Below are 18594 nucleotides of genomic sequence, written 5' to 3'. Positions count from 1 at the left end.
GCGGTCGCCTTTCAACGCCGGGGACCATCCTGCCAACAGACCCACGGGGAGTATCTCGGAAAGGAGCAGGGGGGCAGGATGCGCCGCACAAACCTTGGCGACGCCGTCCTATGCCACGCACTATTCTCCCTTGATCAGTTTCTTGCGGAGCCAGCCGGACAGGCTGTCCATCAGCATGACCATCAGGATGATCAGGACCATGTAATAGGCGACCTCTTCCCAATCCTTCTGCGTGATGATCGCCTGCGTCAGCAGCAGGCCGATTCCGCCGCCGACGATGGCCCCGATCACGGTGGCGCTGCGGGTGTTGGACTCAAGGTAGTAAAGCACCTGACTAAGGAGGACCGGCGTGATCTGCGGGATGACCCCGAAGCGGGCGCGCAAAAGGCCGTTCGCTCCGGTGGACCGGACGCCCTCGACCTGCTTCTCGTCGATGTTTTCCAGCGCCTCGGAGAAGGTCTTGCCGAAGGTGCCGGTGTCGGTGATGGCAATGGCAATGGCACCGGTCATCGGCCCAGGGCCGAAGGCACGCGAAAGGATGATGGTCCAGATCAGACCATCCACGCCGCGGATGAAGTCGAAGACCCGGCGCGCGGCAAAGCGAAGGGGGCCAAGCGGCATGAAGTTGCGCGCTGCAAGGAAGGACAGGGGCAGCGCGACGATCGCGGCGGCCATGGTGCCAAGGAAGGCCATCAGGATGGTCTCGAAGATTGCCCAGACCACATCGCCATGCCGCCACATGCGGTTGGTCCAGAACTCGCTGACCATGTAACCAAGGTTGGAGCGCAACGGATCGATCCGGTCCCCGGTGGTGGTGAGTGCAACCAGTTCTCCAAAGCCCTTGCCGTAGAACGGGCTGTCGAGTGTGAAGAACCACAATTCCCACCCAGCCTGATAGCGGAAGGTCTCAACCTTGGAACGGGTGTAGGTGAAGCGGCCTGCCGGGGTGGTGACGCCGATCCGGTTTTCAGCGACCGCAATCCAGTCGGGGATCGGTTCGGGCGCAGTCAGGACGGGTTTGTCACCGTCCGGGCGAATGTCGATGGTGCCGTAGCCCGGCACGACCATCCTGGCGCCGGCGTCGTCATAGGTCACGACATGCCCGGTCCCAAGGTCGATGGTCGTGACATTGCCTGAAACGCTCACCCAGTCGGGCAGCATCCCGGGCGGATAGGTGCCTTTCGATTCGCCCTCGATCGCGACGGTCAGCTTGCCTGTGCGGTTGTCGCGGGTGACATGGGTCTTGTGCGACCAGAAGTCCGACAGAAGGATCGCGGCATTGTCGAAGCGGGCGCGCTGGACAAGGCTGGCCACGTCAAAGCTGATCGCGGCGTAGACCAGATAGGCAAGGATCGCGGCCGGGATGGCGAAGGCCATGCGGCGCTTGCGGGCAAAGCCGCGGGTGACGGTATCGGCCAGTGTGGGGGCGAGTGTGGCGGTCATGGCTTAATGCCCCTTTACCAGCTTGTGGCGGTAGTGGTCGGAAACGCGGTCGATGGCGACAATGGCGAGAAAGAGGAGAAGGAAGATCGCCACCACCTGATCGTATCGTCCCTGGCCCCATTGCATCGCCAGCTTCAGATCATGGCCAATACCGCCTTCGCCGACGAAGCCCAGAATGGCCGAAGCGCGGACGTTGATTTCGAACCGGAGGAGCGCATAGCTCAGCCAGTTGGGGGCCACCTGCGGGATCACCCCCAGCCACATCCGCTGCGACCAGTTGGCGCCGACCGAGGCCAGACCCTCGACCGGCTTCAGGTCGGCATTCTCGGCGACCTCGGAGAACAGCTTGCCCAAGGCGCCCCCGGTATGAAGCGCGATGGCGATGACGGCGGGGACCGGGCCACCGCCGAGGATGTAGATCAGCACCAGTGCGATCACGATTTCCGGCACGGCGCGCAGGGCGTCCATCGTGCGGCGAAAGACCGGGATCATCCGGGGCCAGCGGGCCAGGCCGCGGGTGGCAAGCAGAGACAAGGCCATGGCGGCAAGCGCGCCGATCAGGGTGGCGACGGCGGCGATGTTGAGCGTCTCGATCAGCGCCGGAAGGTGTTTCCAGAACAGCGCGGGCAGGTTGGCGCTTTTCTGCCAAGCCTCGGCGAAGACTTCCGAGGGGAATTCGAACACCTGATGCAGGCCCTGCCAGAAGCCGCCAGCATTGCGGTCATCGGCCAGCATCCAGCCCGAGGCCATGAGGGCCACGAATATGACAAGCAAGAGCCCGCCATACATCCGCTTGCGGCGGACCATTTCCATGTAGGCTTCGCGGTTGTTTGCCAGATCAGGGCGCTTGCCCCTTTCTGGTCCGAAAGCGATATCGACCATGTGTCCCCCGAAAGAATACGCCGGGCCTCATCTCTGAGGCCCGGCGGCACGTCATTGAAATCTTACATGCCTTCTTGCAGCTTGCGGGCGGCGATGATGCCCAGGTAATCCTCGTGGCTGATCGGAACGAAGTCCTGTGCCTCACCGGCGGCGACGGCATAGGCGCATTCCGGATCGGTTTCCCACATGGTGTCGAGCATGGCGAACATCTTGTCCTTGGCGTCCTGCGGCAGGGTCTTGCGGGCAACCATCGGGCCTTCGGGGATCAGCTTCGAGCGCCAGATTTCCGTCAGCGTGGTCATGTCGACAAGGCCCGAGTCGGCTGCCTTGCGGAACGCGCCCGAGGAGAAGCCGTCTTCCCAGTTACCAAGACCATCGGCCCAGGCGACGGCGGCATCGAAGTCACCGTTGGCCACGCCGACGATGGATTGTTCGTGGCCACCGGACATCTTCACCTCGGCGAAATAGTCTTCCAGCGTGCCATAGGCCTCGCGCAGTTCGGCACCGGGGACAAGGTAGCCGGAGGTGGAGTTCGGATCGGCAAAGGCGAAGGTCTTGCCCTTGGCGTCGTCCATCGACGTGATGCCGCTGTCAGCCTTGGCAAAGCCGATGGCATAGTAGCCGGTGGTGCCGTCGGTGTTCTGCTTGGTCAGCATCACGTCCACGGCTTCGGGGTTGGTGAGGTAGGTCTTGGCATAGGCCGAGGCACCCAGCCAGGCGAAGTCGAGCGAGCCGCCGAGCAGGCCCTGGATCACGCCGTCATAGTCGGCGGGGGTGAAAAGCTTGGTCGGCACGCCAAGCTCGGCTTCCACCTTGGCGCGGAAGCATTCGAGGTTGGTCATCCGGTCCTGGGCGTTTTCGCCGCCAAGGATGCCGATGTTGAAACCGGTCAGCTCCTGCGCCGTGGCAGAGCTGGCAAGGATGGCGGTCAGTGCGGTAGCAGTCAGCAGCTTTTGCATGGTATCTCCGTGGGTTGGCAGACAATGACGGGTCACGACAGCATGAGGTCCGCATAGGACCGGTCGGCTGCGGTGTCGGTCGGGATCGAGGTCGAGGTGGCGGCCTCGTTGAAGGTCTCGTCGGCGCCGTAGATGTCGCGCGCGACAGAGGTGGAAAGCTGATCGGGCGTGCCGTCAAAAACGATGCGGCCGTCGCGCATCCCGATCACCCGGTCGCAATAGCGGCGCGCGGTATCAAGGGTGTGGAGGTTGGCAATGATCATGCGGCCGTCTTCGACGTTGATCCGCTTGAGCGTGTCCATCACCACCTGCGCATTCATCGGGTCAAGCGAGGCGATGGGCTCATCGGCCAGAATGATCCTGGGATCCTGCATCAGCGCCCGGGCGATGGCGACGCGCTGCTGCTGACCACCCGACAGCGCCTCGGCCCGCTTCGGGGCCTGTTCGACGATGCCAAGACGGTCAAGGATATCCAGCGCACGCAGAATGTCGGCACGGGGCCAGAGGTTGAACATGGTCTGAAGCGTGGAGCGGCGGTTCAGGATGCCGTGCAGAACGTTCGAGGCCACATCCATCCGTGGCACCAGATTGAACTGCTGGAAGATCATCGCGCACTGGCTTTGCCAGGCGCGGGCCTCGGTGCCTTTGAGGGCAAGCACATTGCGGCCATCGACAAGGATCTCGCCCGAGGTGGCATCGATCAGCCGGTTCATCAGGCGCAGAAAAGTGGACTTCCCGGCACCGGACCGACCGATGATGCCGACGAAGGCGGGGCCGTCCACGGTAAAGCTGACTGCGTCGACAGCGGCCTTTTGCCCGAACATCCGCGTCACAGTCTGAACCTGAAGCATGCCGACAACCCCCGTTTTGCTGGGGGAGCATTAGCGGGCGTTCATGACACAAGTTTCGCAGCCTGATGAAGGTTCCGTGACGGGTTGCCCGGATCAGGCAAGGGCGCATCGACAAGGTGGTCCGCATTCATGAACGGGGGGCCTGCATGCGATGTGCATCCCGCCCCCCGTTTCTATGATCGGTAGATCAATGGTCCATCGTGGAATGATCCATCTGCCCCGTGCTGCCCTGACCTGTCGGCGGATCGATGCTGAAATCGATCTCTACCCGGCCCGCACGTTCAAAGATCAAGACACCCTTGTGCGTCTCGCCTTCGGTCAGGGTTCCTTTCAGGCCCATAAACATGATGTGATAGCCGCCATGTTCCAGACTGACCGTGCCGCCCGGCGGAATCTCGATGAAATCGACGTGTTCCATGGTGCCGACACCGTTGGCGTCGACCTTGCTTTCGTGGACGTCGGATTTCATCGCGATATCACTTTCCACGCCAATCAGACGATCGGGCTCGGTGCCATTGTTGACGATGGCCATGAAGCCCCCGGCGGCCTTGGCGCTGGCAAAGGGCTGGGGAATGTGGGGGTGGATGATCCGCAAATTCCCCGCGGTGAAGTCATGTGCAAAAGCCGGCACGGTAAGGAAAAGCGATGCCACAAGGGCGAGGATACGTTTCATGAGGGAGTTCCTTGTCATGGTGAGGAAAAGGCCCCTGCCGGCAAGGTGCCGGAAAGGGCGGGGGTTCGGCCCGTCAACGACGTGCCGACGCCGGGCGCAACAAAGGCGAGTCTGAGCTTGGGTATCGGTGAACATGGGGATGCCTTTGAGTATGCGCAGCGATGACCGCAGACCGGGGGTCTGTGGAATGGCACGGAAAGGCAGCGAGAGTGTCTGCGCCGCCGGTCAGGCGACCGGCGGACCCTGTGGGGTATTCGCCACGTCCAGCACGCGCAGAAGGGCGCGGCTTTCACGGGGTGCTACTACCCGGGCAATGAAGGCAAGGTCAGCATCAATCAGCCCCTGTGCCGGCGCAGGAAGATCGGCCGTTCCGGCAATCTGACAGGCAAGGCAGCTGGGGGTCTTGGTTTCGCTGCCGGGAAATCCGTTGCCGCAGATATCGGCAATGCCGCCACCGTTGGCCAGCAAGAAGGCTACCGCCTCGGCCTGAGCCTGATCAGTCACGGCAGGCATGCGATGCGCAAAGCCGGTCGCGGTCAAGGCGACCGTGAGTAGGGCCAGAAGCGCCATCTTCCGCAGACCTGACAAAACCCGCATAAGCATGGGCAGGGAATGCCGCAAAGTGTTGGCGTGGTCAACTGCGCTTGGGCGCATCGGCCTGCGACATCGGGTCGTGATCGGCAAGCGCGCAGGCTAGATCGGCAAGCCTGTCGGCCAGCGGGTTCGTCCGCCGCCAGACAAGACCGATGCTGCGGCCCGGGCGTGGCACCGCAAGCCGCTGAACCGCCACCGGTGCCGAACGCGCCTCTACCTTGGCCGCCATTTCCGGGATCAACGTCACCCCGATCCCGGCGCCGACCATCTGGACCAACGTGGACAACGACGAGCCTTCCATGATCTCACCCGCCGGTGCGCGGGGCAACTTGCAGGCCGCGATGGCCTGATCGCGGAAACAATGCCCCTCTTCCAGCAGTAGCAATGGCAGGGCAGACAGATCCTCCAGCCGAGGCACCACGGCATCTGCCTGCGCAATCGGGCGGACCAGAAGGAACTCTTCCTCGAACAGGGGGTATTCCACCAGCGAGGGTTCTGAGACCGGCAATGCCACAAGCGCAAGGTCCAGCCTGCCTTCGGCCAGATCACGCAGAAGCCGCTGGGTAACCGCCTCTCTCGGGCGCAGGTCGAGACCGGGGAAATCGCGCGACAGGCGATGTAGAAGTTGCGGCAGGAAATAGGGCGCAACCGTGGGGATGATCCCAAGCCGCAACTGGCCGACCAACGGCCCGGTAGACGCGCGGGCAAGGGCAGCCAACTCGTCTACAGAACGCAAGACAGCCCTGGCCCGCAGCGCAAAATCCTCGCCCAGCGCGGTCAGCCGGATCTGACGCGGGCCGCGTTCCACAAGCGGGGCGCCGAGGATGGTCTCAAGCTCCTTGATCTGCAACGACAGCGCCGGTTGCGAGATTGACGAAGCCTCGGCAGCACGACCGAAATGGCGATTGCGGGCAAGTGCCTCGAAATAGCGCAGGTGCTTCATGGTCAACTGAGTCATTTGCAATACTTATCATTACGATTGGAAAATGAAAATTCCCTTTATCGAATGTCAGTGCTATCCATCGGGCATGATGAGACCTGGCGAGTCGGCGGCAAACCCTTTCGGGTAGGCTCTCGGCTTCATATCTGTGCCTGGCACCAAGCCATACGAGGAGAGCAAGATGGACGGCAATGACGTTGGACGGTCGGGAAAATGCCCGGTGATGCACGGCGCAATCACCGAAACCGGGACCACGGTGATGGATTGGTGGCCGAAGTCGCTGAACCTCGACATCCTGCACCAGCATGACACCAAGGTGAACCCGCTGACCGGGTTCAACTACCGCGAAGAGGTGAAGAAGCTGGACTTTGACGCGGTGAAGCGTGACCTGATCGCCCTGATGACCGACAGCCAGGATTGGTGGCCGGCGGACTGGGGCCATTACGGCGGGCTTTTCATCCGCATGTCGTGGCACGCGGCCGGCACCTACCGGATGGCCGATGGCCGTGGCGGCGCCGGCACAGGCAATCACCGCTTTGCGCCGCTGAACTCATGGCCGGACAACGCCAACCTTGACAAGGCGCGGCGTCTGTTGTGGCCCCTGAAGAAGAAATACGGCAACCGCCTGTCCTGGGCTGACCTGATGGTTCTGGCCGGAACCGTGGCTTACGAATCCATGGGCCTGAAGACCTATGGCTTCGCCTTTGGCCGCGAGGATATCTGGCACCCCGAAAAGGATACATGGTGGGGGTCGGAAAAGGAGTGGCTGACCGACCAGCGCTATCCGACCAAGGAAGACCGGACCAGCCTTGAAAACCCGCTGGCCGCCGTGGTCATGGGGCTGATCTACGTTAACCCGCAAGGCGTTGACGGCAAGCCCGACCCGCTGAAGACCGCGCATGACGTGCGTGAAACCTTCGCCCGGATGGCGATGGATGACGAAGAAACCGTGGCGCTGACCGCTGGTGGCCACACCGTCGGCAAGGCGCATGGCAACAACAATGCAGCACTCATCGGGGCCGAACCGGAAGGCGCCGGGATCGAGGAAGCGGGTCTGGGCTGGAACGTCCATTCGACCCGCTCCATCGGTCGTGACACGATCACTTCGGGCCTTGAGGGTGCCTGGACCACGCATCCGACGAAATGGGACGGCGGCTATTTCCACCTTCTTCTGAACTACGACTGGGAGCTGAAGAAATCCCCCGCCGGCGCGTTCCAGTGGGAGCCGGTGAACATCAAGGAAGAAGACATGCCGGTTGACGTGGAAGACCCCACGATCCGCGTGATGCCGATGATGACCGACGCCGACATGGCGATGAAGATGGACCCGGTCTACCGCGAGATCTCGGAACGCTTCGCCAAGGATCAGGCGGCGTTTTCGGACGCTTTCGCCCGGGCATGGTTCAAGCTGACCCACCGCGACATGGGGCCGAAGGTCCGGTATCTGGGGCCTTGGGTGCCGTCTGAAGATCTGGTCTGGCAGGATCCGGTTCCGGCGGGTTCGACCGGCTGGGACGTGGCGGCGGTCAAGGCGAAGATCGCGGCATCGGGCCTTTCGGTGTCCGACATGGTGGCGACGGCATGGGATTCGGCGCGCACCTTCCGCGGGTCGGACAACCGGGGCGGCGCGAATGGCGCGCGCATCCGTCTGGCCCCGCAAAAGGACTGGGAGGGTAACGAGCCCGCCCGTCTGGCGCGCGTCCTGTCGGTGCTGGAGCCGATTGCCAAGGCAGCAGGCGCCTCACTGGCCGATGTGATCGTGCTGGCCGGGAACGTGGGCGTTGAACACGCGGCCAAGGCTGCGGGCTTTGACGTGACGGTCCGGTTCCACCCGGGCCGTGGCGACGCGACGGATGCCGAGACCGACGCTGACAGCTTTTCAGTGTTGGAGCCGGTGGCGGATGGGTTCCGCAACTGGATGAAGAAGGACTATGCCGTCACCGCCGAGGAACTCCTCCTTGACCGCGCGCAGCTGATGGGCCTGACAGCGCATGAGATGACCTGCCTTCTGGGCGGGATGCGGGTGATCGGCACCAACCACGGCGGGACGGCGCATGGCGTCTTTACCGACAAGGTTGGCGCGCTGACGACCGACTTCTTCACCGGGCTGACGGACATGGCCCTGAAGTGGGTGCCGAAGGGGACAAACCTTTACGAACTCACCGACCGCAAGACCGGCGCCGTGAAGTGGACGGCGACGCGGGCGGATCTGGTGTTCGGGTCCAACTCGATCCTGCGGGCCTATGCCGAGGTCTATGCGCAGGACGACAACGCGGGCAAGTTCGTCTGCGACTTTGTCGATGTATGGGTAAAGGTCATGGACGCCGACCGCTTCGACCTGCGCGCCTGATCGGGCTTGCGGTGACGCAAAAGACACGGCCCGGGCTATTCGCCCGGGCCGTTCTGATTTTATGGGGCTACAGGTTCAGTTGTCGGCGCCGTAGAAGGCGGCACCTGATTGGGCGGCGATCATGTCCCGTGGGGCAAAGACCAGCACCAGCACACCCAGATAGACAACAAGGAACATTACTATCGCGGCATAGGTCCGTCTGGATCTGGCGCGCGAAGGCAGAACTTCGGGCATCTCGGGCTCTCCTCATATGGCAGCGACTCGGGTCCGATGCGCAGACAATACCACCGGAGGGCGTGGCGTGATTTCCATAGATTGTGCCAAAGGCGGAATTTCTTCCCTACAAACCATCAAACAGGCGGACATCCGCGCACTATCCGGGCGTTTCTGCGCCTGCGCAAGGATTTTTTCCGCAGCGCGGCGATGGGCCAACCGCTGGCCCGACGCGGCCGACGGACCGCGAAAGAACCTTCAGGCGCGAACACCGGAAAAGCGGGCCTGCCAGTCGGCACGCTCTTCATCGGTGATCTTGCGGAACAGGTTTTCCGGCACGGTGAAGGCGTGGCCTGCCGGCAGCGTGCGCATCGCAGCCGAGATGTCATGCGGCCAGGCCCAGTCATCGGACCCCATCGCCTTCATCATCGTCGCGGCGGCGTCGGGGATGAAGGGGGCGGAGAGGATGGCGTAGACGCGGATCAGGTTCAGCGCGAGGCGGATGATCGCCTCGGCCTGTTCGGGGTCGGTCTTGACCACGGACCACGGCGCTGCGGCTTGCAGGTATTCGTTGCCAATCACCCAGATGGCGCGCAATTCGGCGGCGGCCTTGCGAACCTCCATCGCCTGCATATGGGCGGTGTAGTCGGTGATCCTTGCGCCAAGATCGGCGATGAGGGCGGTTTCAAGCGGGCCGAACTGGCCGCCGGCAGGGATATCATTGCCGAATTTCGAGACGGCGAACTTGGTGACGCGGGAGACAAGGTTGCCCAGCACATCGGCAAGATCCTTGTTCACCGATACCTGGAAATTCTCCCAGGTAAACTCGCTGTCCGCGCTTTCGGGGGCATGCGACAGAAGCCACCAGCGCCAGTAGTCGGCGGGCAGGATCGACAGGGCCTGATCCATGAAGACGCCACGGCCCTGGCTGGTGGAGAACTGGCCACCGTCATAATTGAGGTAATTGAAGGACTTGAGGTAATCCACCAGCTTCCACGGCTCACCCGACCCAAGGATCGTGGCTGGGAACGACAGGGTGTGGAAGGGGACGTTGTCCTTGCCCATGAACTGGTAATAGGTGACGTCTTGGGCGCCCTTGTCGGTGCGCCACCAGCGTTCCCACGCAGCATCGTCCAGCCCGTTCGCATCGGCCCATTCGGCGGTGCCGGCGATGTATTCGATGGGGGCGTCGAACCAGACGTAGAAGACCTTGCCTTCCATCCCCGGCCACGGCTGGTCGCCCTTTTTCACCGGGATGCCCCAGTGCAGATCACGCGTGATGCCGCGATCTTGCAACCCGTCACCGTCGTTCAGCCATTTCTTGGCGATCGAGGTGGTGAGGATTGGCCAGTCATGCTTGCTGTCGATCCAGGCTTCCAGCTTGTCGCGCAAGCTGCGCTGCCGCAGGTAAAGGTGCTTCGTCTCGCGCACCTCAAGATTGGTGGAGCCGCTGATCGATGAACGCGGGTTGATCAGGTCGGTCGGGTCAAGCTGCTTGGTGCAGTTTTCGCACTGGTCGCCGCGCGCGGCCTCATAGCCGCAATTCGGGCAGGTGCCGGTGATGTAGCGGTCAGGCAGGAAGCGGCCATCGTCGATCGAATAGACCTGCTTTTCGCTGACCTCCTCGATCAACCCATTCTCGGCCAGCTTGCCCGCGAAATGCTGGGTCAGGCGGTGGTTCCTCTGGCTGGAGGACCGGCCGAAATGATCGAAGGAGAGGCGAAATCCGCGCGCGATTTCGGCCTGAACGGCGTGCATTTCGGCGCAGTATTCCTCAACCGGCTTGCCAGCCTTGGCGGCGGCAAGTTCAGCCGGGGTGCCGTGTTCGTCGGTGGCGCAGATGAACATCACCTCATGCCCCATCGCCCGGTTGAAGCGGGCGAAAAGGTCAGCGGGCAGCTGGCTGCCCACGAGGTTGCCCAAGTGCTTGATCCCGTTGATATAGGGAATGGCGGAGGTGATGAGAATCCGAGCCATGTGCGCCCCTTTGGTCCATGAGTCCGGCGTCGGTTTAGCCGATGCCGCGACAAAGGGCCAGCGGCGGGGTGACGAAGAATTTTCGACGAAAATTCTTCTGCAAGCGCAGGGTGAGCGGCGGGCAGACTGCCATCTAGTCGGGCGCGGCAATCGATTCCAGCCGCTCGGTCCCTTGCGGCTCATGCGTCAGGTGCCAGCGGGCCGGCGGGGCCAGCCGGGCGCGCAGGCGGGTCAGGGTCCAGATCTCGCCGCCCGACCACAGCAGGCTGCGGCTCGGCGCAGGGGTCAGATGCCAGCGGCTTTCCACCCCCGGCGCCCCCCCCTGCCCCGGCAACAGAAGCAGCCCCAAGGGCGCGGTGCCACCATCGCGCCGCGCGGTCTCGGCCCCGGCTTCGGCGGCAAGATGCAGGCGGCGGATTGGGGTCAGGCCGGGGGGGGCGGCGGTTTCCGCGATGACCAGCGGCACAGCACCGGACCGCAGCGCCTCTTCCGCGGCCCAAAGGGCTGCCTCATCCCGGTCAGCCCGGACCAGCAGCAGCCGCGCGGGGTTGGCCAGGGGTTGCAGCCCCGCCGCGTTCAGCCGTTCGGGCCACCAGCCGGGCCTGATCCAGACCACCGGGCCACGGGATTTCGCCATGACCAGCGCCGCCAGCATCACCCGTGCCGGACCGCACAACTCATGCAGCCGCGCCCGCCGCAGGGCAAGATCGCCCACAAGCGTTTGCCCTGCGTCCCGGTGCCGGGCGCTGTCATTCCGGATCGGCAGACTCATAGTGAAAAGAGTAGCGCGTTCGCTTTACGTTCTCAAGCGTGACCCTTTGCCCCGGCGGCGATCCGGCCTAGCTTGCACCACAGAGCAGCACAAAAGATTTGCCGCATGGCGGCGGAGGCATGATGAAGACCCTGACCCTTGGTAAGACCGGCCTGACGGTTTCCGAACTTTGCCTTGGCACGATGACCTGGGGAACCCAGAACAGCGAAGCCGAAGGTCATGCGCAGGCCGACATGGCGCTGGAACGGGGCGTGACCTTCTGGGACACGGCCGAAATGTATCCGACCAACCCCGTCCGCGCCGAAACGATGGGCCGGACGGAAGAAATCATCGGCTCATGGCTGGCCGCGCGGGGCGGGCGCGACCGGGTGCAGATCGCGACCAAGATCACCGGCAAGGGCCAGATGGTGCGCCCCGGTCAGCCGATCAGCGGCGCCACCATGCGCGCGGCGGTGGAAGGATCGTTGCGCCGGATGGGAACGGATTACATCGACCTTTACCAGCTGCACTGGCCGAACCGGGGCAGCTATCACTTTCGCCAGATGTGGCGCTATGCGCCGACCGGCACCGACAAGGCGCATGAGACCGCGCATATGACCGATGTGCTGACCACCGCGCAGGCATTGGTCACCGAAGGCAAGATCCGCGCCATCGGGCTGTCCAACGAAAGCGTCTGGGGGGCGGCGCGCTGGTTGCATCTGGCCGATACACTGGGCCTGCCGCGCATGGCGACGGTGCAGAACGAATACTCGCTTCTCTGCCGCCAGTTCGACACCGACTGGGCCGAGTTCAGCCTGATCGAGGACATGCCGCTTCTGGCGTTTTCGCCGCTTGCCGTGGGGCTTCTGTCAGGCAAATACGCGGGCGACGTGATACCCGATGGCACCCGGCGGATGCATACGCCCGACCTTGGCGGCAGGATCACGCCGCAGGTGTTTCCGGCAGTGGCGGCCTATCTGGGGATCGCCGGGCGCCATGGGCTTGACCCCTGCCAGATGGCGATTGCCTTTTGCCTGTCGCGTCCGTTCCACACGATCCCGATCATCGGGGCCACCACACTGGACCAGCTTGCCACCAACATCGGTGCGGTTTCGCTGAGCCTTGCACCCGAGGTGCTGGACGAGATAGCGGAAACCCACCGGGCCTTTCCCGCGCCCTACTGACAGGGCTTGCGACGGGGTGCGGATCAAGGCACTCCTGACCAACCTTCGGAGTGTCTGATGCCACGCCTGACCCGGTTTTTCATTGCCATTTGTCTGCCTGTGCTGGTTGCTGGGTGCCAGTTGGCCGCACCGGGCGCGGGCGCTGGGTCGGCCGATGGCGTGACGCCCAACGCCATCACCGGCGACGCGATCGAGGTTACGGTGCTGGACGCAGCCCCGATTGCGGGTTCACCAACAGAGTTGTCGGAAGCCGAGCCCGCCCCTGACCAAGGGGAGGCCACCCCAACGCCGGCAGACCCGGCACCTGCCGCCGCCGAAACGCAAGCCGCACCACAGGCAGACCTTGCCGCCGGGATTGCCCCGCCGCCCAAGTCGGAACTGCAACTGGCCTGCGAGAAGAAGGGCGGATACTGGTCCCCCGCCGGCAAGGGCTCGCTCCGCGCCTGCGTCTTTCCGACCCGGGATGCGGGCAAGCAATGCAGCCGGGAAAGCCAGTGCGAAAGCCATTGCCTTGCCCGGTCCGGCACCTGCGCCCCGTTCAACCCGCTTCTGGGCTGCAATGAGATCCTGCAAGACGATGGCGCGCGGGTGACCTTGTGCATCGAGTGATCCTTGCCCTTGCGTTGCTCTTGTCGGCCTGCGTCGGTGCGGTCCCGAAGGGCGATGCCGTGTTTCGCAGCGCCGGGACGCCGATCTGGTCTGCCGCCGCCTTCATGCCCGCCCGGATCGAGGGACGCTGGCAACAGGTTGCGACCTATCAGCTTGCGCCAACCGGCACCTGCCGCAGCGGGACGGTAGAGTTTCGCCCAGCCAGCGGCGGCCTTGCGGTCGATGGTGTGCTGTGCCTGAACGGCAATGCGCGCAAGGTATCGGGGTTGGCCCAACCAGTCGGGCCGGGCCGCCTTGCGTTGCCGGGGCAAGAGGATTGGTGGATCCTCTGGGTCGACACCGACTACCGGACACTTGCCATCGGGACACCCTCGGGCCGCTTCGGCTTTGTGCTGGACCGGGGCGCGGCGGCACCCGACCGTCTGGCAGCCGCCCGCGAAATCCTTGATTTCAACGGCTACGCCCCGGCAGCCTTCCGCCCGTTCTAAGGGAAAGCCAAGCGCCGCGTCACCGCACCCGGTCGCACAGCCCTTGCAGATGGGCCACCATGTCCCGCGCGCCCACCTCGGCCTCGCGCACCAGAAAATCAAAATGCTGGGTGATGGTTTCCACCCGCGCGCTATCGCGGAAGGCAAGATAGTGCCGACCCATATAGATCACCGCCAGAAGCGGGCCGAAGACGGTGATCGGGGCAGAAAACAGCCGCCGGGCATCAAACAGGCACAGCCGCAGCGACGGGTAGAGCTGGTCACAGAGCGTCATCAGGTGCTGCAACTGCTGCAATCGCAGATCGGCGGCCAAGCCTTCGTAATAGCCGGTTCCAGTGGCAAAGGCGGTCAGTTCATGCAGGGGCAACGCAATCTCATAATCCGACCCGGCGCCGCGCATCCATTTCAGCCGATCCTCGAAAGCGCCAATCGCCTGCTCTTCTGTGCGGCCCAGTTGCGGGGCATATTCCCATTCCACGACCGCCCGCGTCTTCAGCATGTCGGGCAGCGTCGCCGGGACATGGCGGATCTTGTAGCCCGCCGCTTCCTGATGCCAGCCGAAAATCCGTTCGTCGATCAGCGCGCGCGGCGCTTCCGTCAGCGAAAGCGAGGCGGCGAGGAGGTCGGCAATCGGTTCGGGGCGGCCCGACAGGCCCAGTAGCCAGTCAGCGCTGATGCCAAGCGCCCGCGCGCAATCGGCGGCAAGCTGGGCATTCGGCAACCGCGTTCCCGGCTGCAACAGCGCCGAGATCGTGGACCGGTCCACCCCCGTCAACCGCGCCAGCGCCGCCTGACTGACCTTGCGTTCAACCATGGCTTCGGCCAGTCGGGCGCGAAAGACCGGGGCGCGATCACGTTTGTCGATTTTTTCCATCATGCGTTCATTATACAAAACATGGGAGAGATTTCGTTGACATTATCCTGAATTCCGCCGCAAGGCACCCGCTGATAGCGTCACGGTGACGTTACAGGATCGGGAACCATCTTGCAGACCAACCTTCGGATCGACCGCCAAGTCATCGAATGGCCAACTCTGGCCATGTTCGCGGCGACCTATGCCCTTTGGGCGCTGGCCACCACCCAGCTGTGGCAGATCTCTCCGACCCTTGCCATCATCGCCGCGGCGCTGGCGATCGGGCAATATTCGTCGCTGACGCATGAGGTCTTGCACGGCCACCCGTTCCACCACCAGACCCTGTCCGAGGCGCTGGTCTTTCCCGGTCTGACGATCTTTGTCCCCTACCTGCGCTTCAAGGATCTGCACCTGCAACACCACTTCGACCCGGCCCTGACCGACCCCTATGACGACCCGGAGTCAAACTATCTTGACCCCGCCGTCTGGGCGCGGCTGCCGGCACCGATGCGGTCGGTCTTGCGGTTCAACAACACGCTTGCCGGGCGGATGGTGCTTGGCCCGGCGATTTCCTGCTGGGCGCTGGTCACGGGCGATCTGCGGCTGATCCTGAAAGGCGACCGGCGTGTCATGCTGGCCTGGGCGCTGCATCTCGCGGGGGTGGCGCTGGTCCTGTGGTGGCTGGCGGCGGTCGGGTCGATGCCGGTCTGGGGCTGGCTGGTGGCGGCCTATCTGGGCTGGAGCCTTTTGAAGATCCGCACCTACCTTGAACACCGCGCGCATGAGGCGGCACGGGCGCGCACCGTGGTGATCGAAAGCCGGGGGCCGCTGTCATTGCTGTTTCTGAACAACAACTTCCACGTTGTTCACCACATGCATCCCGGCGTTGCGTGGTATCAACTGCCAGATCTTTATTTCAGCAACCGGGACCATTACCTGCGCCGCAACGACAGCTATCTTTACCGCAACTATCTGGAGATTTTCCGCCAGTTCCTGTTTCGCGCCAAAGACCCCGTGCCGCACCCGATCTTTCCGGTGAACAAGGGGGGGGCTGTGACCGTCTCAGAGGATGCGGCGGAATTGCGGGGTGGTGCCGGAATTGTCGAAGAACGGCACGCCGGGCTGGTCACCGCCCGTCACTAACGCCGAAACTTCGGCCAGCACGACTTCGGTGATGAAGGGCAGGTCAAGCGCGCGCGCGTCCGGCAGCGGCAGCCAGCGCAGATGCGCAAGCTCGCCCGAGGCGGCGGCGAAGTCCTGCGGATCACCGGCAAGACAGGCGGCATCGGCCAGCAGGAAGCGCGCATCAAAGCGGCGGCTGCGCCCGGGGGGCGTGATTGCGCGAAAGACAAACCGCAGCGCCGGGCAAGTGGCGGGCAAAAGGCGAAGGCCGGTTTCTTCCTCCAACTCGCGCAGGGCGGCGGCAACCAGAACCTGCGGCGCCGGCGCGTCCGGGTCTGCCATGGTGGCAAGACGGCGGGCGCAAAGGTCGGACAAGTGGCCCTCCAGCGGGGCCGCGTGATCTTCGGGGTCAACCGCGCCGCCGGGAAAGACGAATTTCGACGGCATGAATACCGCCCCTGCCCCGCGCTGGCCCATCAACACCTCGGGGCCAGCGTCACCCCCGCGCCACAGGATCACGGTTGCGGCGGGGCGGATCGGTTCAGACATCCGGGGCAGCCCCGAAACCATGCATCCGCTTGGCCCACTGAAATGCCACCAGCCCACCTTTCAGCCGGGGCAGCAGATACAACGAAAGCGCCACCGTCCCGACCGAGAACAGAATGGCCATCGGCAATGGCTCCGGCCGCCAGTTCGAATAGACAAACAGCAGCACCGGGGCCAGTACATGACCGACAATCAGGATCGTCATATAGGCCGGGCCATCATCAGCACGCTGGTGATGCAGCGCCTCGCCGCAGACCGGGCAGGCGTCACGCACCGTCAGAAAGCCGCGCATCATCGGCCCGCCACCGCAGTTCGGGCAACGCCGCCGCCAGCCGCGCAGCAGCGCCGGGCGCAGCGGACGGTCCTCTGCAAAGTCATCGGGCAGGCTGGAGATGGCTTCGGTCGGTTCGGCAAGGCTCATCGGCTGGGCTTTCGGCTGGACGCATTCAGATGGCATTCGAAGCGGCTAATTCTTCGCCAGCCGGGACAATAGACCTTCATCCGGCCAGAAAACAGGGGGCAGGCCGACCCTGTGTCCCGATGTCGCAAAAATCTGCGACGGAAAGCCGTGGCCCCGGCGTTTGACCATTCACAAGGGCCAGACATGAGGCCCGGCGAAGGAGAAGAAGATGTCTGTGAAACTGAAAGCCACGAAACTGAAAGTCACCGTCGCGACCCTTGCACTTCTGGGGGCATTGACTGGCACCGGGGCCTTGGCAGAAATGGGCCAACGCGGACCGGGCGGACCAGACGGTCGGGGCGCCATGCTTCTGGAAATGTTCGATGGCATCGACACCGATTCTGACGGCAAACTGACCGAAGCCGAACTTGAAGCACACCGCACCGCGATGTTCACCGCGTTCGACGCAAACGGCGACGGGTTGCTGGATGCCGAAGAACTCGCCGCCCGCCAGTTGGCCCGCTTCAGCGAGACCCTGGCCGAACGCACCGCCCGCATGATCGAAAACCGTGACAACAACGGCGACGGCAGCCTGTCGCTTGCAGAAATGGACGCAGGCCCGGGCCAGCGCGGCTTTGCCCGGATCGACACTGACAACGACGGCGCCATCTCGAAAGCCGAGGCGCAGGAGGCAGGTGAACGGATGGGTAAACGCATGGGCGAGCAGCGCAAGCACCGCAAGGGCGCGATGTGGGGCTGGAACGACTGACCCTTTGCCGAAGGGACAGGAACGGGTAGACCCATCTGAGTATGACCATGGCCTACGACGCAGAAGCCGGACCCTCGGATGAGGCGCTGATGGTACTCTATGCCAATGGAGACCGTCATGCGGCGTTGGCGCTGACCCAAAGGGTCACGCCGCGCGTCCTGGCTTATGCGGCACGGATGCTTGCTGGCGACCGGGCCGAGGCCGAGGATGTGGCACAGGAAACCATGTTGCGGCTTTGGCGCATGGCGCCCGAGTGGCGGCAGGGTGAGACAAAGGTGACGACCTGGGCCTACCGCGTTGCCACCAACCTTTGCATCGACCGGCAAAGGTCGCGGCGGCGCAAGGGGCAGATGGCACTGGACGATGCGCCGGATCTGGCAGACGGAGGCCCGACCGCCGACCAGCGCTTGCAGGACAACCACCGGGTCGCAGCACTTGAGGCGGCCTTGGCCGAACTGCCAGACCGCCAGCGACAGGCCGTGGTGCTGCGCCATATCGAAGGGTTGTCGAACCCCGAGATCGCGGCGGTAATGGAAATCGGGGTCGAAGCCGTGGAAAGTCTGACTGCGCGGGGCAAACGCTCCCTTGCGGCGGTTCTTTCAGGCCAGCGTGGCGCACTTGGATATGAGGATGACGGACATGCAGGATAAGGATCTGGACGGGCTGCTCTCCATGGCCGCAAGTCGGGCGCCAAGGCCGTCGGATGGCTTGATGGACCGGGTTTTGGCGGATGCCATGGCCCTGCAACCAAGGCCGGAAGGGATTGCGGCACCGGCGGCACCGGCTCCGGTGGGACTTCTGGCCCGGCTTGCCGCGCTGTTCGGTGGCGCGCCGGTGGTCGCCGGTGTGTTGAGCGCGGCGATGGCGGGGGTAGCCGTTGGCTATTTCAGCCCGGCGACAACCGACTTGCTGACGGGTGGGCTGGGAGCGGGGGCCGAGGTGCTGGACCTTTTTCCTTCGGCCGATTTTCTGATGACGGAAGGCTGATCT

General features: G+C 63.9%; 21 protein-coding genes. 8 read left to right on the top strand and 13 right to left on the bottom strand.

Annotation, left to right across the window (positions count from 1 at the left end):
• Positions 1 to 120 precede the first annotated feature (120 nt).
• From phnE (QUV21_RS16050) to QUV21_RS16020, 7 genes are all read right to left on the bottom strand, one after another.
• Positions 121 to 1443, bottom strand: a complete 1323-nt coding sequence (gene phnE, locus QUV21_RS16050) for a phosphonate ABC transporter, permease protein PhnE (RefSeq protein ID WP_300856273.1) — start codon at positions 1441 to 1443, stop codon at positions 121 to 123.
• Positions 1444 to 1446: 3 nt separating this feature from the next.
• Positions 1447 to 2325 carry a phosphonate ABC transporter, permease protein PhnE gene (gene phnE, locus QUV21_RS16045; protein ID WP_300856271.1) on the bottom strand — a complete coding sequence of 293 codons (879 nt, stop codon included), beginning with the start codon at positions 2323 to 2325 and terminating at the stop codon, positions 1447 to 1449.
• Positions 2326 to 2387: 62 nt separating this feature from the next.
• On the bottom strand, positions 2388 to 3284 hold the full coding sequence (gene phnD / locus QUV21_RS16040) for a phosphonate ABC transporter substrate-binding protein (RefSeq protein ID WP_300856270.1): 897 nt from the start codon (positions 3282 to 3284) through the stop codon (positions 2388 to 2390).
• Positions 3285 to 3316: 32 nt separating this feature from the next.
• Positions 3317 to 4135: a phosphonate ABC transporter ATP-binding protein gene (gene phnC, locus QUV21_RS16035; RefSeq protein WP_300856269.1), complete on the bottom strand. Its 819-nt coding sequence runs from the start codon at positions 4133 to 4135 to the stop codon at positions 3317 to 3319.
• Between the two features lie 187 nt (positions 4136 to 4322).
• Positions 4323 to 4808: a copper chaperone PCu(A)C gene (locus tag QUV21_RS16030; RefSeq protein WP_300856268.1), complete on the bottom strand. Its 486-nt coding sequence runs from the start codon at positions 4806 to 4808 to the stop codon at positions 4323 to 4325.
• 225 nt (positions 4809 to 5033) lie between these two features.
• The gene (locus QUV21_RS16025; protein ID WP_300856267.1) at positions 5034 to 5378 is read right to left on the bottom strand and encodes a hypothetical protein; all 345 of its coding nucleotides are present in this window, start codon (positions 5376 to 5378) and stop codon (positions 5034 to 5036) included.
• A 64-nt stretch (positions 5379 to 5442) separates the two neighbouring features.
• The gene (locus QUV21_RS16020) at positions 5443 to 6360 is read right to left on the bottom strand and encodes a hydrogen peroxide-inducible genes activator (RefSeq protein ID WP_300856266.1); all 918 of its coding nucleotides are present in this window, start codon (positions 6358 to 6360) and stop codon (positions 5443 to 5445) included.
• A 163-nt stretch (positions 6361 to 6523) separates the two neighbouring features.
• Here QUV21_RS16020 and katG point away from each other — a divergent pair, with 163 nt between their 5' ends.
• Complete coding sequence (gene katG, locus QUV21_RS16015; protein WP_300856265.1) at positions 6524 to 8692, top strand: catalase/peroxidase HPI; 2169 nt, start codon at positions 6524 to 6526, stop codon at positions 8690 to 8692.
• A 75-nt stretch (positions 8693 to 8767) separates the two neighbouring features.
• On the opposite strand, the gene QUV21_RS16010 is transcribed toward katG, so the two are convergent.
• The 3 genes from QUV21_RS16010 to QUV21_RS16000 all read right to left on the bottom strand — a co-directional run bounded on the left by QUV21_RS16010 (position 8768) and on the right by QUV21_RS16000 (position 11597).
• Complete coding sequence (locus QUV21_RS16010) at positions 8768 to 8926, bottom strand: hypothetical protein (RefSeq protein WP_300856264.1); 159 nt, start codon at positions 8924 to 8926, stop codon at positions 8768 to 8770.
• Between the two features lie 237 nt (positions 8927 to 9163).
• Entirely contained in the window at positions 9164 to 10882 is a 1719-nt protein-coding gene (gene metG, locus QUV21_RS16005; RefSeq protein WP_300856263.1) for a methionine--tRNA ligase, read from the bottom strand.
• A 133-nt stretch (positions 10883 to 11015) separates the two neighbouring features.
• Entirely contained in the window at positions 11016 to 11597 is a 582-nt protein-coding gene (locus QUV21_RS16000) for a hypothetical protein (RefSeq protein WP_366908198.1), read from the bottom strand.
• A gap of 179 nt (positions 11598 to 11776) precedes the next feature.
• On the opposite strand from QUV21_RS16000, the gene QUV21_RS15995 reads away from it, so the two are divergent.
• From QUV21_RS15995 to QUV21_RS15985, 3 genes are read left to right on the top strand one after another with little or no spacing between them, the layout of a single operon-like run.
• Positions 11777 to 12817, top strand: coding sequence for an aldo/keto reductase (locus QUV21_RS15995; protein ID WP_300856401.1), 1041 nt, complete (start codon positions 11777 to 11779; stop codon positions 12815 to 12817).
• Positions 12818 to 12874: 57 nt separating this feature from the next.
• Positions 12875 to 13426, top strand: a complete 552-nt coding sequence (locus QUV21_RS15990) for a hypothetical protein (protein WP_300856260.1) — start codon at positions 12875 to 12877, stop codon at positions 13424 to 13426.
• Positions 13423 to 13914 (top strand): lipocalin family protein, encoded by a 492-nt coding sequence (locus tag QUV21_RS15985; protein WP_300856258.1) that lies wholly within the window; start codon positions 13423 to 13425, stop codon positions 13912 to 13914. Before QUV21_RS15990 ends, QUV21_RS15985 begins: the two co-directional genes overlap by 4 nt.
• A 19-nt stretch (positions 13915 to 13933) precedes the next feature.
• Here QUV21_RS15985 and QUV21_RS15980 read toward each other — a convergent pair whose 3' ends face one another.
• Positions 13934 to 14791 (bottom strand): helix-turn-helix transcriptional regulator, encoded by an 858-nt coding sequence (locus QUV21_RS15980; RefSeq protein WP_300856257.1) that lies wholly within the window; start codon positions 14789 to 14791, stop codon positions 13934 to 13936.
• 108 nt (positions 14792 to 14899) lie between these two features.
• Here QUV21_RS15980 and QUV21_RS15975 point away from each other — a divergent pair, with 108 nt between their 5' ends.
• Positions 14900 to 15910, top strand: coding sequence for a fatty acid desaturase (locus QUV21_RS15975; protein WP_300856256.1), 1011 nt, complete (start codon positions 14900 to 14902; stop codon positions 15908 to 15910).
• Here the strand turns inward: QUV21_RS15975 and QUV21_RS15970 are convergent.
• Complete coding sequence (locus QUV21_RS15970; RefSeq protein WP_300856255.1) at positions 15830 to 16438, bottom strand: NUDIX hydrolase; 609 nt, start codon at positions 16436 to 16438, stop codon at positions 15830 to 15832. The two genes, QUV21_RS15975 and QUV21_RS15970, sit on opposite strands and share 81 nt — an antisense overlap.
• Positions 16431 to 16856, bottom strand: coding sequence for a DUF983 domain-containing protein (locus QUV21_RS15965; RefSeq protein WP_300856400.1), 426 nt, complete (start codon positions 16854 to 16856; stop codon positions 16431 to 16433). Before QUV21_RS15965 ends, QUV21_RS15970 begins: the two co-directional genes overlap by 8 nt.
• A gap of 208 nt (positions 16857 to 17064) precedes the next feature.
• Here QUV21_RS15965 and QUV21_RS15960 point away from each other — a divergent pair, with 208 nt between their 5' ends.
• Genes QUV21_RS15960 through QUV21_RS15950 form a run of 3 tightly spaced genes read left to right on the top strand, consistent with a single transcriptional unit; the run spans position 17065 to position 18591 of the window.
• Complete coding sequence (locus tag QUV21_RS15960) at positions 17065 to 17604, top strand: EF-hand domain-containing protein (protein WP_300856254.1); 540 nt, start codon at positions 17065 to 17067, stop codon at positions 17602 to 17604.
• A 41-nt stretch (positions 17605 to 17645) separates the two neighbouring features.
• A complete protein-coding gene (locus tag QUV21_RS15955) occupies positions 17646 to 18254 on the top strand; it encodes an RNA polymerase sigma factor (protein ID WP_300856253.1) in 609 nt (202 codons plus the stop codon).
• Positions 18244 to 18591 carry a dihydroorotate dehydrogenase gene (locus QUV21_RS15950; protein ID WP_300856252.1) on the top strand — a complete coding sequence of 116 codons (348 nt, stop codon included), beginning with the start codon at positions 18244 to 18246 and terminating at the stop codon, positions 18589 to 18591. The genes QUV21_RS15955 and QUV21_RS15950 overlap by 11 nt, the downstream gene beginning before the upstream one ends.
• Positions 18592 to 18594: the final 3 nt, after the last annotated feature.

Source organism: Tabrizicola sp., assembly GCF_030373185.1.
Lineage (GTDB): Bacteria > Pseudomonadota > Alphaproteobacteria > Rhodobacterales > Rhodobacteraceae > Tabrizicola.
This window is presented reverse-complemented; position numbering and strand designations above follow the sequence as displayed.

Coding starts and splice junctions, on each gene's coding strand:
- QUV21_RS15970 (WP_300856255.1), bottom strand. CDS start 16,438: ATGTCTGAACCGATCCGCCCCGCCGCAACCGTGATCCTGTGGCGCGGG.
- phnE (WP_300856273.1), bottom strand. CDS start 1,443: ATGACCGCCACACTCGCCCCCACACTGGCCGATACCGTCACCCGCGGC.
- QUV21_RS16020 (WP_300856266.1), bottom strand. CDS start 6,360: ATGACTCAGTTGACCATGAAGCACCTGCGCTATTTCGAGGCACTTGCC.
- QUV21_RS16030 (WP_300856268.1), bottom strand. CDS start 4,808: ATGAAACGTATCCTCGCCCTTGTGGCATCGCTTTTCCTTACCGTGCCG.
- QUV21_RS16025 (WP_300856267.1), bottom strand. CDS start 5,378: ATGGCGCTTCTGGCCCTACTCACGGTCGCCTTGACCGCGACCGGCTTT.
- QUV21_RS15960 (WP_300856254.1), top strand. CDS start 17,065: ATGTCTGTGAAACTGAAAGCCACGAAACTGAAAGTCACCGTCGCGACC.
- QUV21_RS15965 (WP_300856400.1), bottom strand. CDS start 16,856: ATGAGCCTTGCCGAACCGACCGAAGCCATCTCCAGCCTGCCCGATGAC.
- QUV21_RS16010 (WP_300856264.1), bottom strand. CDS start 8,926: ATGCCCGAAGTTCTGCCTTCGCGCGCCAGATCCAGACGGACCTATGCC.
- QUV21_RS15990 (WP_300856260.1), top strand. CDS start 12,875: ATGCCACGCCTGACCCGGTTTTTCATTGCCATTTGTCTGCCTGTGCTG.
- katG (WP_300856265.1), top strand. CDS start 6,524: ATGGACGGCAATGACGTTGGACGGTCGGGAAAATGCCCGGTGATGCAC.
- QUV21_RS15995 (WP_300856401.1), top strand. CDS start 11,777: ATGAAGACCCTGACCCTTGGTAAGACCGGCCTGACGGTTTCCGAACTT.
- phnC (WP_300856269.1), bottom strand. CDS start 4,135: ATGCTTCAGGTTCAGACTGTGACGCGGATGTTCGGGCAAAAGGCCGCT.
- metG (WP_300856263.1), bottom strand. CDS start 10,882: ATGGCTCGGATTCTCATCACCTCCGCCATTCCCTATATCAACGGGATC.
- QUV21_RS15950 (WP_300856252.1), top strand. CDS start 18,244: ATGCAGGATAAGGATCTGGACGGGCTGCTCTCCATGGCCGCAAGTCGG.
- QUV21_RS15980 (WP_300856257.1), bottom strand. CDS start 14,791: ATGATGGAAAAAATCGACAAACGTGATCGCGCCCCGGTCTTTCGCGCC.
- phnD (WP_300856270.1), bottom strand. CDS start 3,284: ATGCAAAAGCTGCTGACTGCTACCGCACTGACCGCCATCCTTGCCAGC.
- phnE (WP_300856271.1), bottom strand. CDS start 2,325: ATGGTCGATATCGCTTTCGGACCAGAAAGGGGCAAGCGCCCTGATCTG.
- QUV21_RS15955 (WP_300856253.1), top strand. CDS start 17,646: ATGACCATGGCCTACGACGCAGAAGCCGGACCCTCGGATGAGGCGCTG.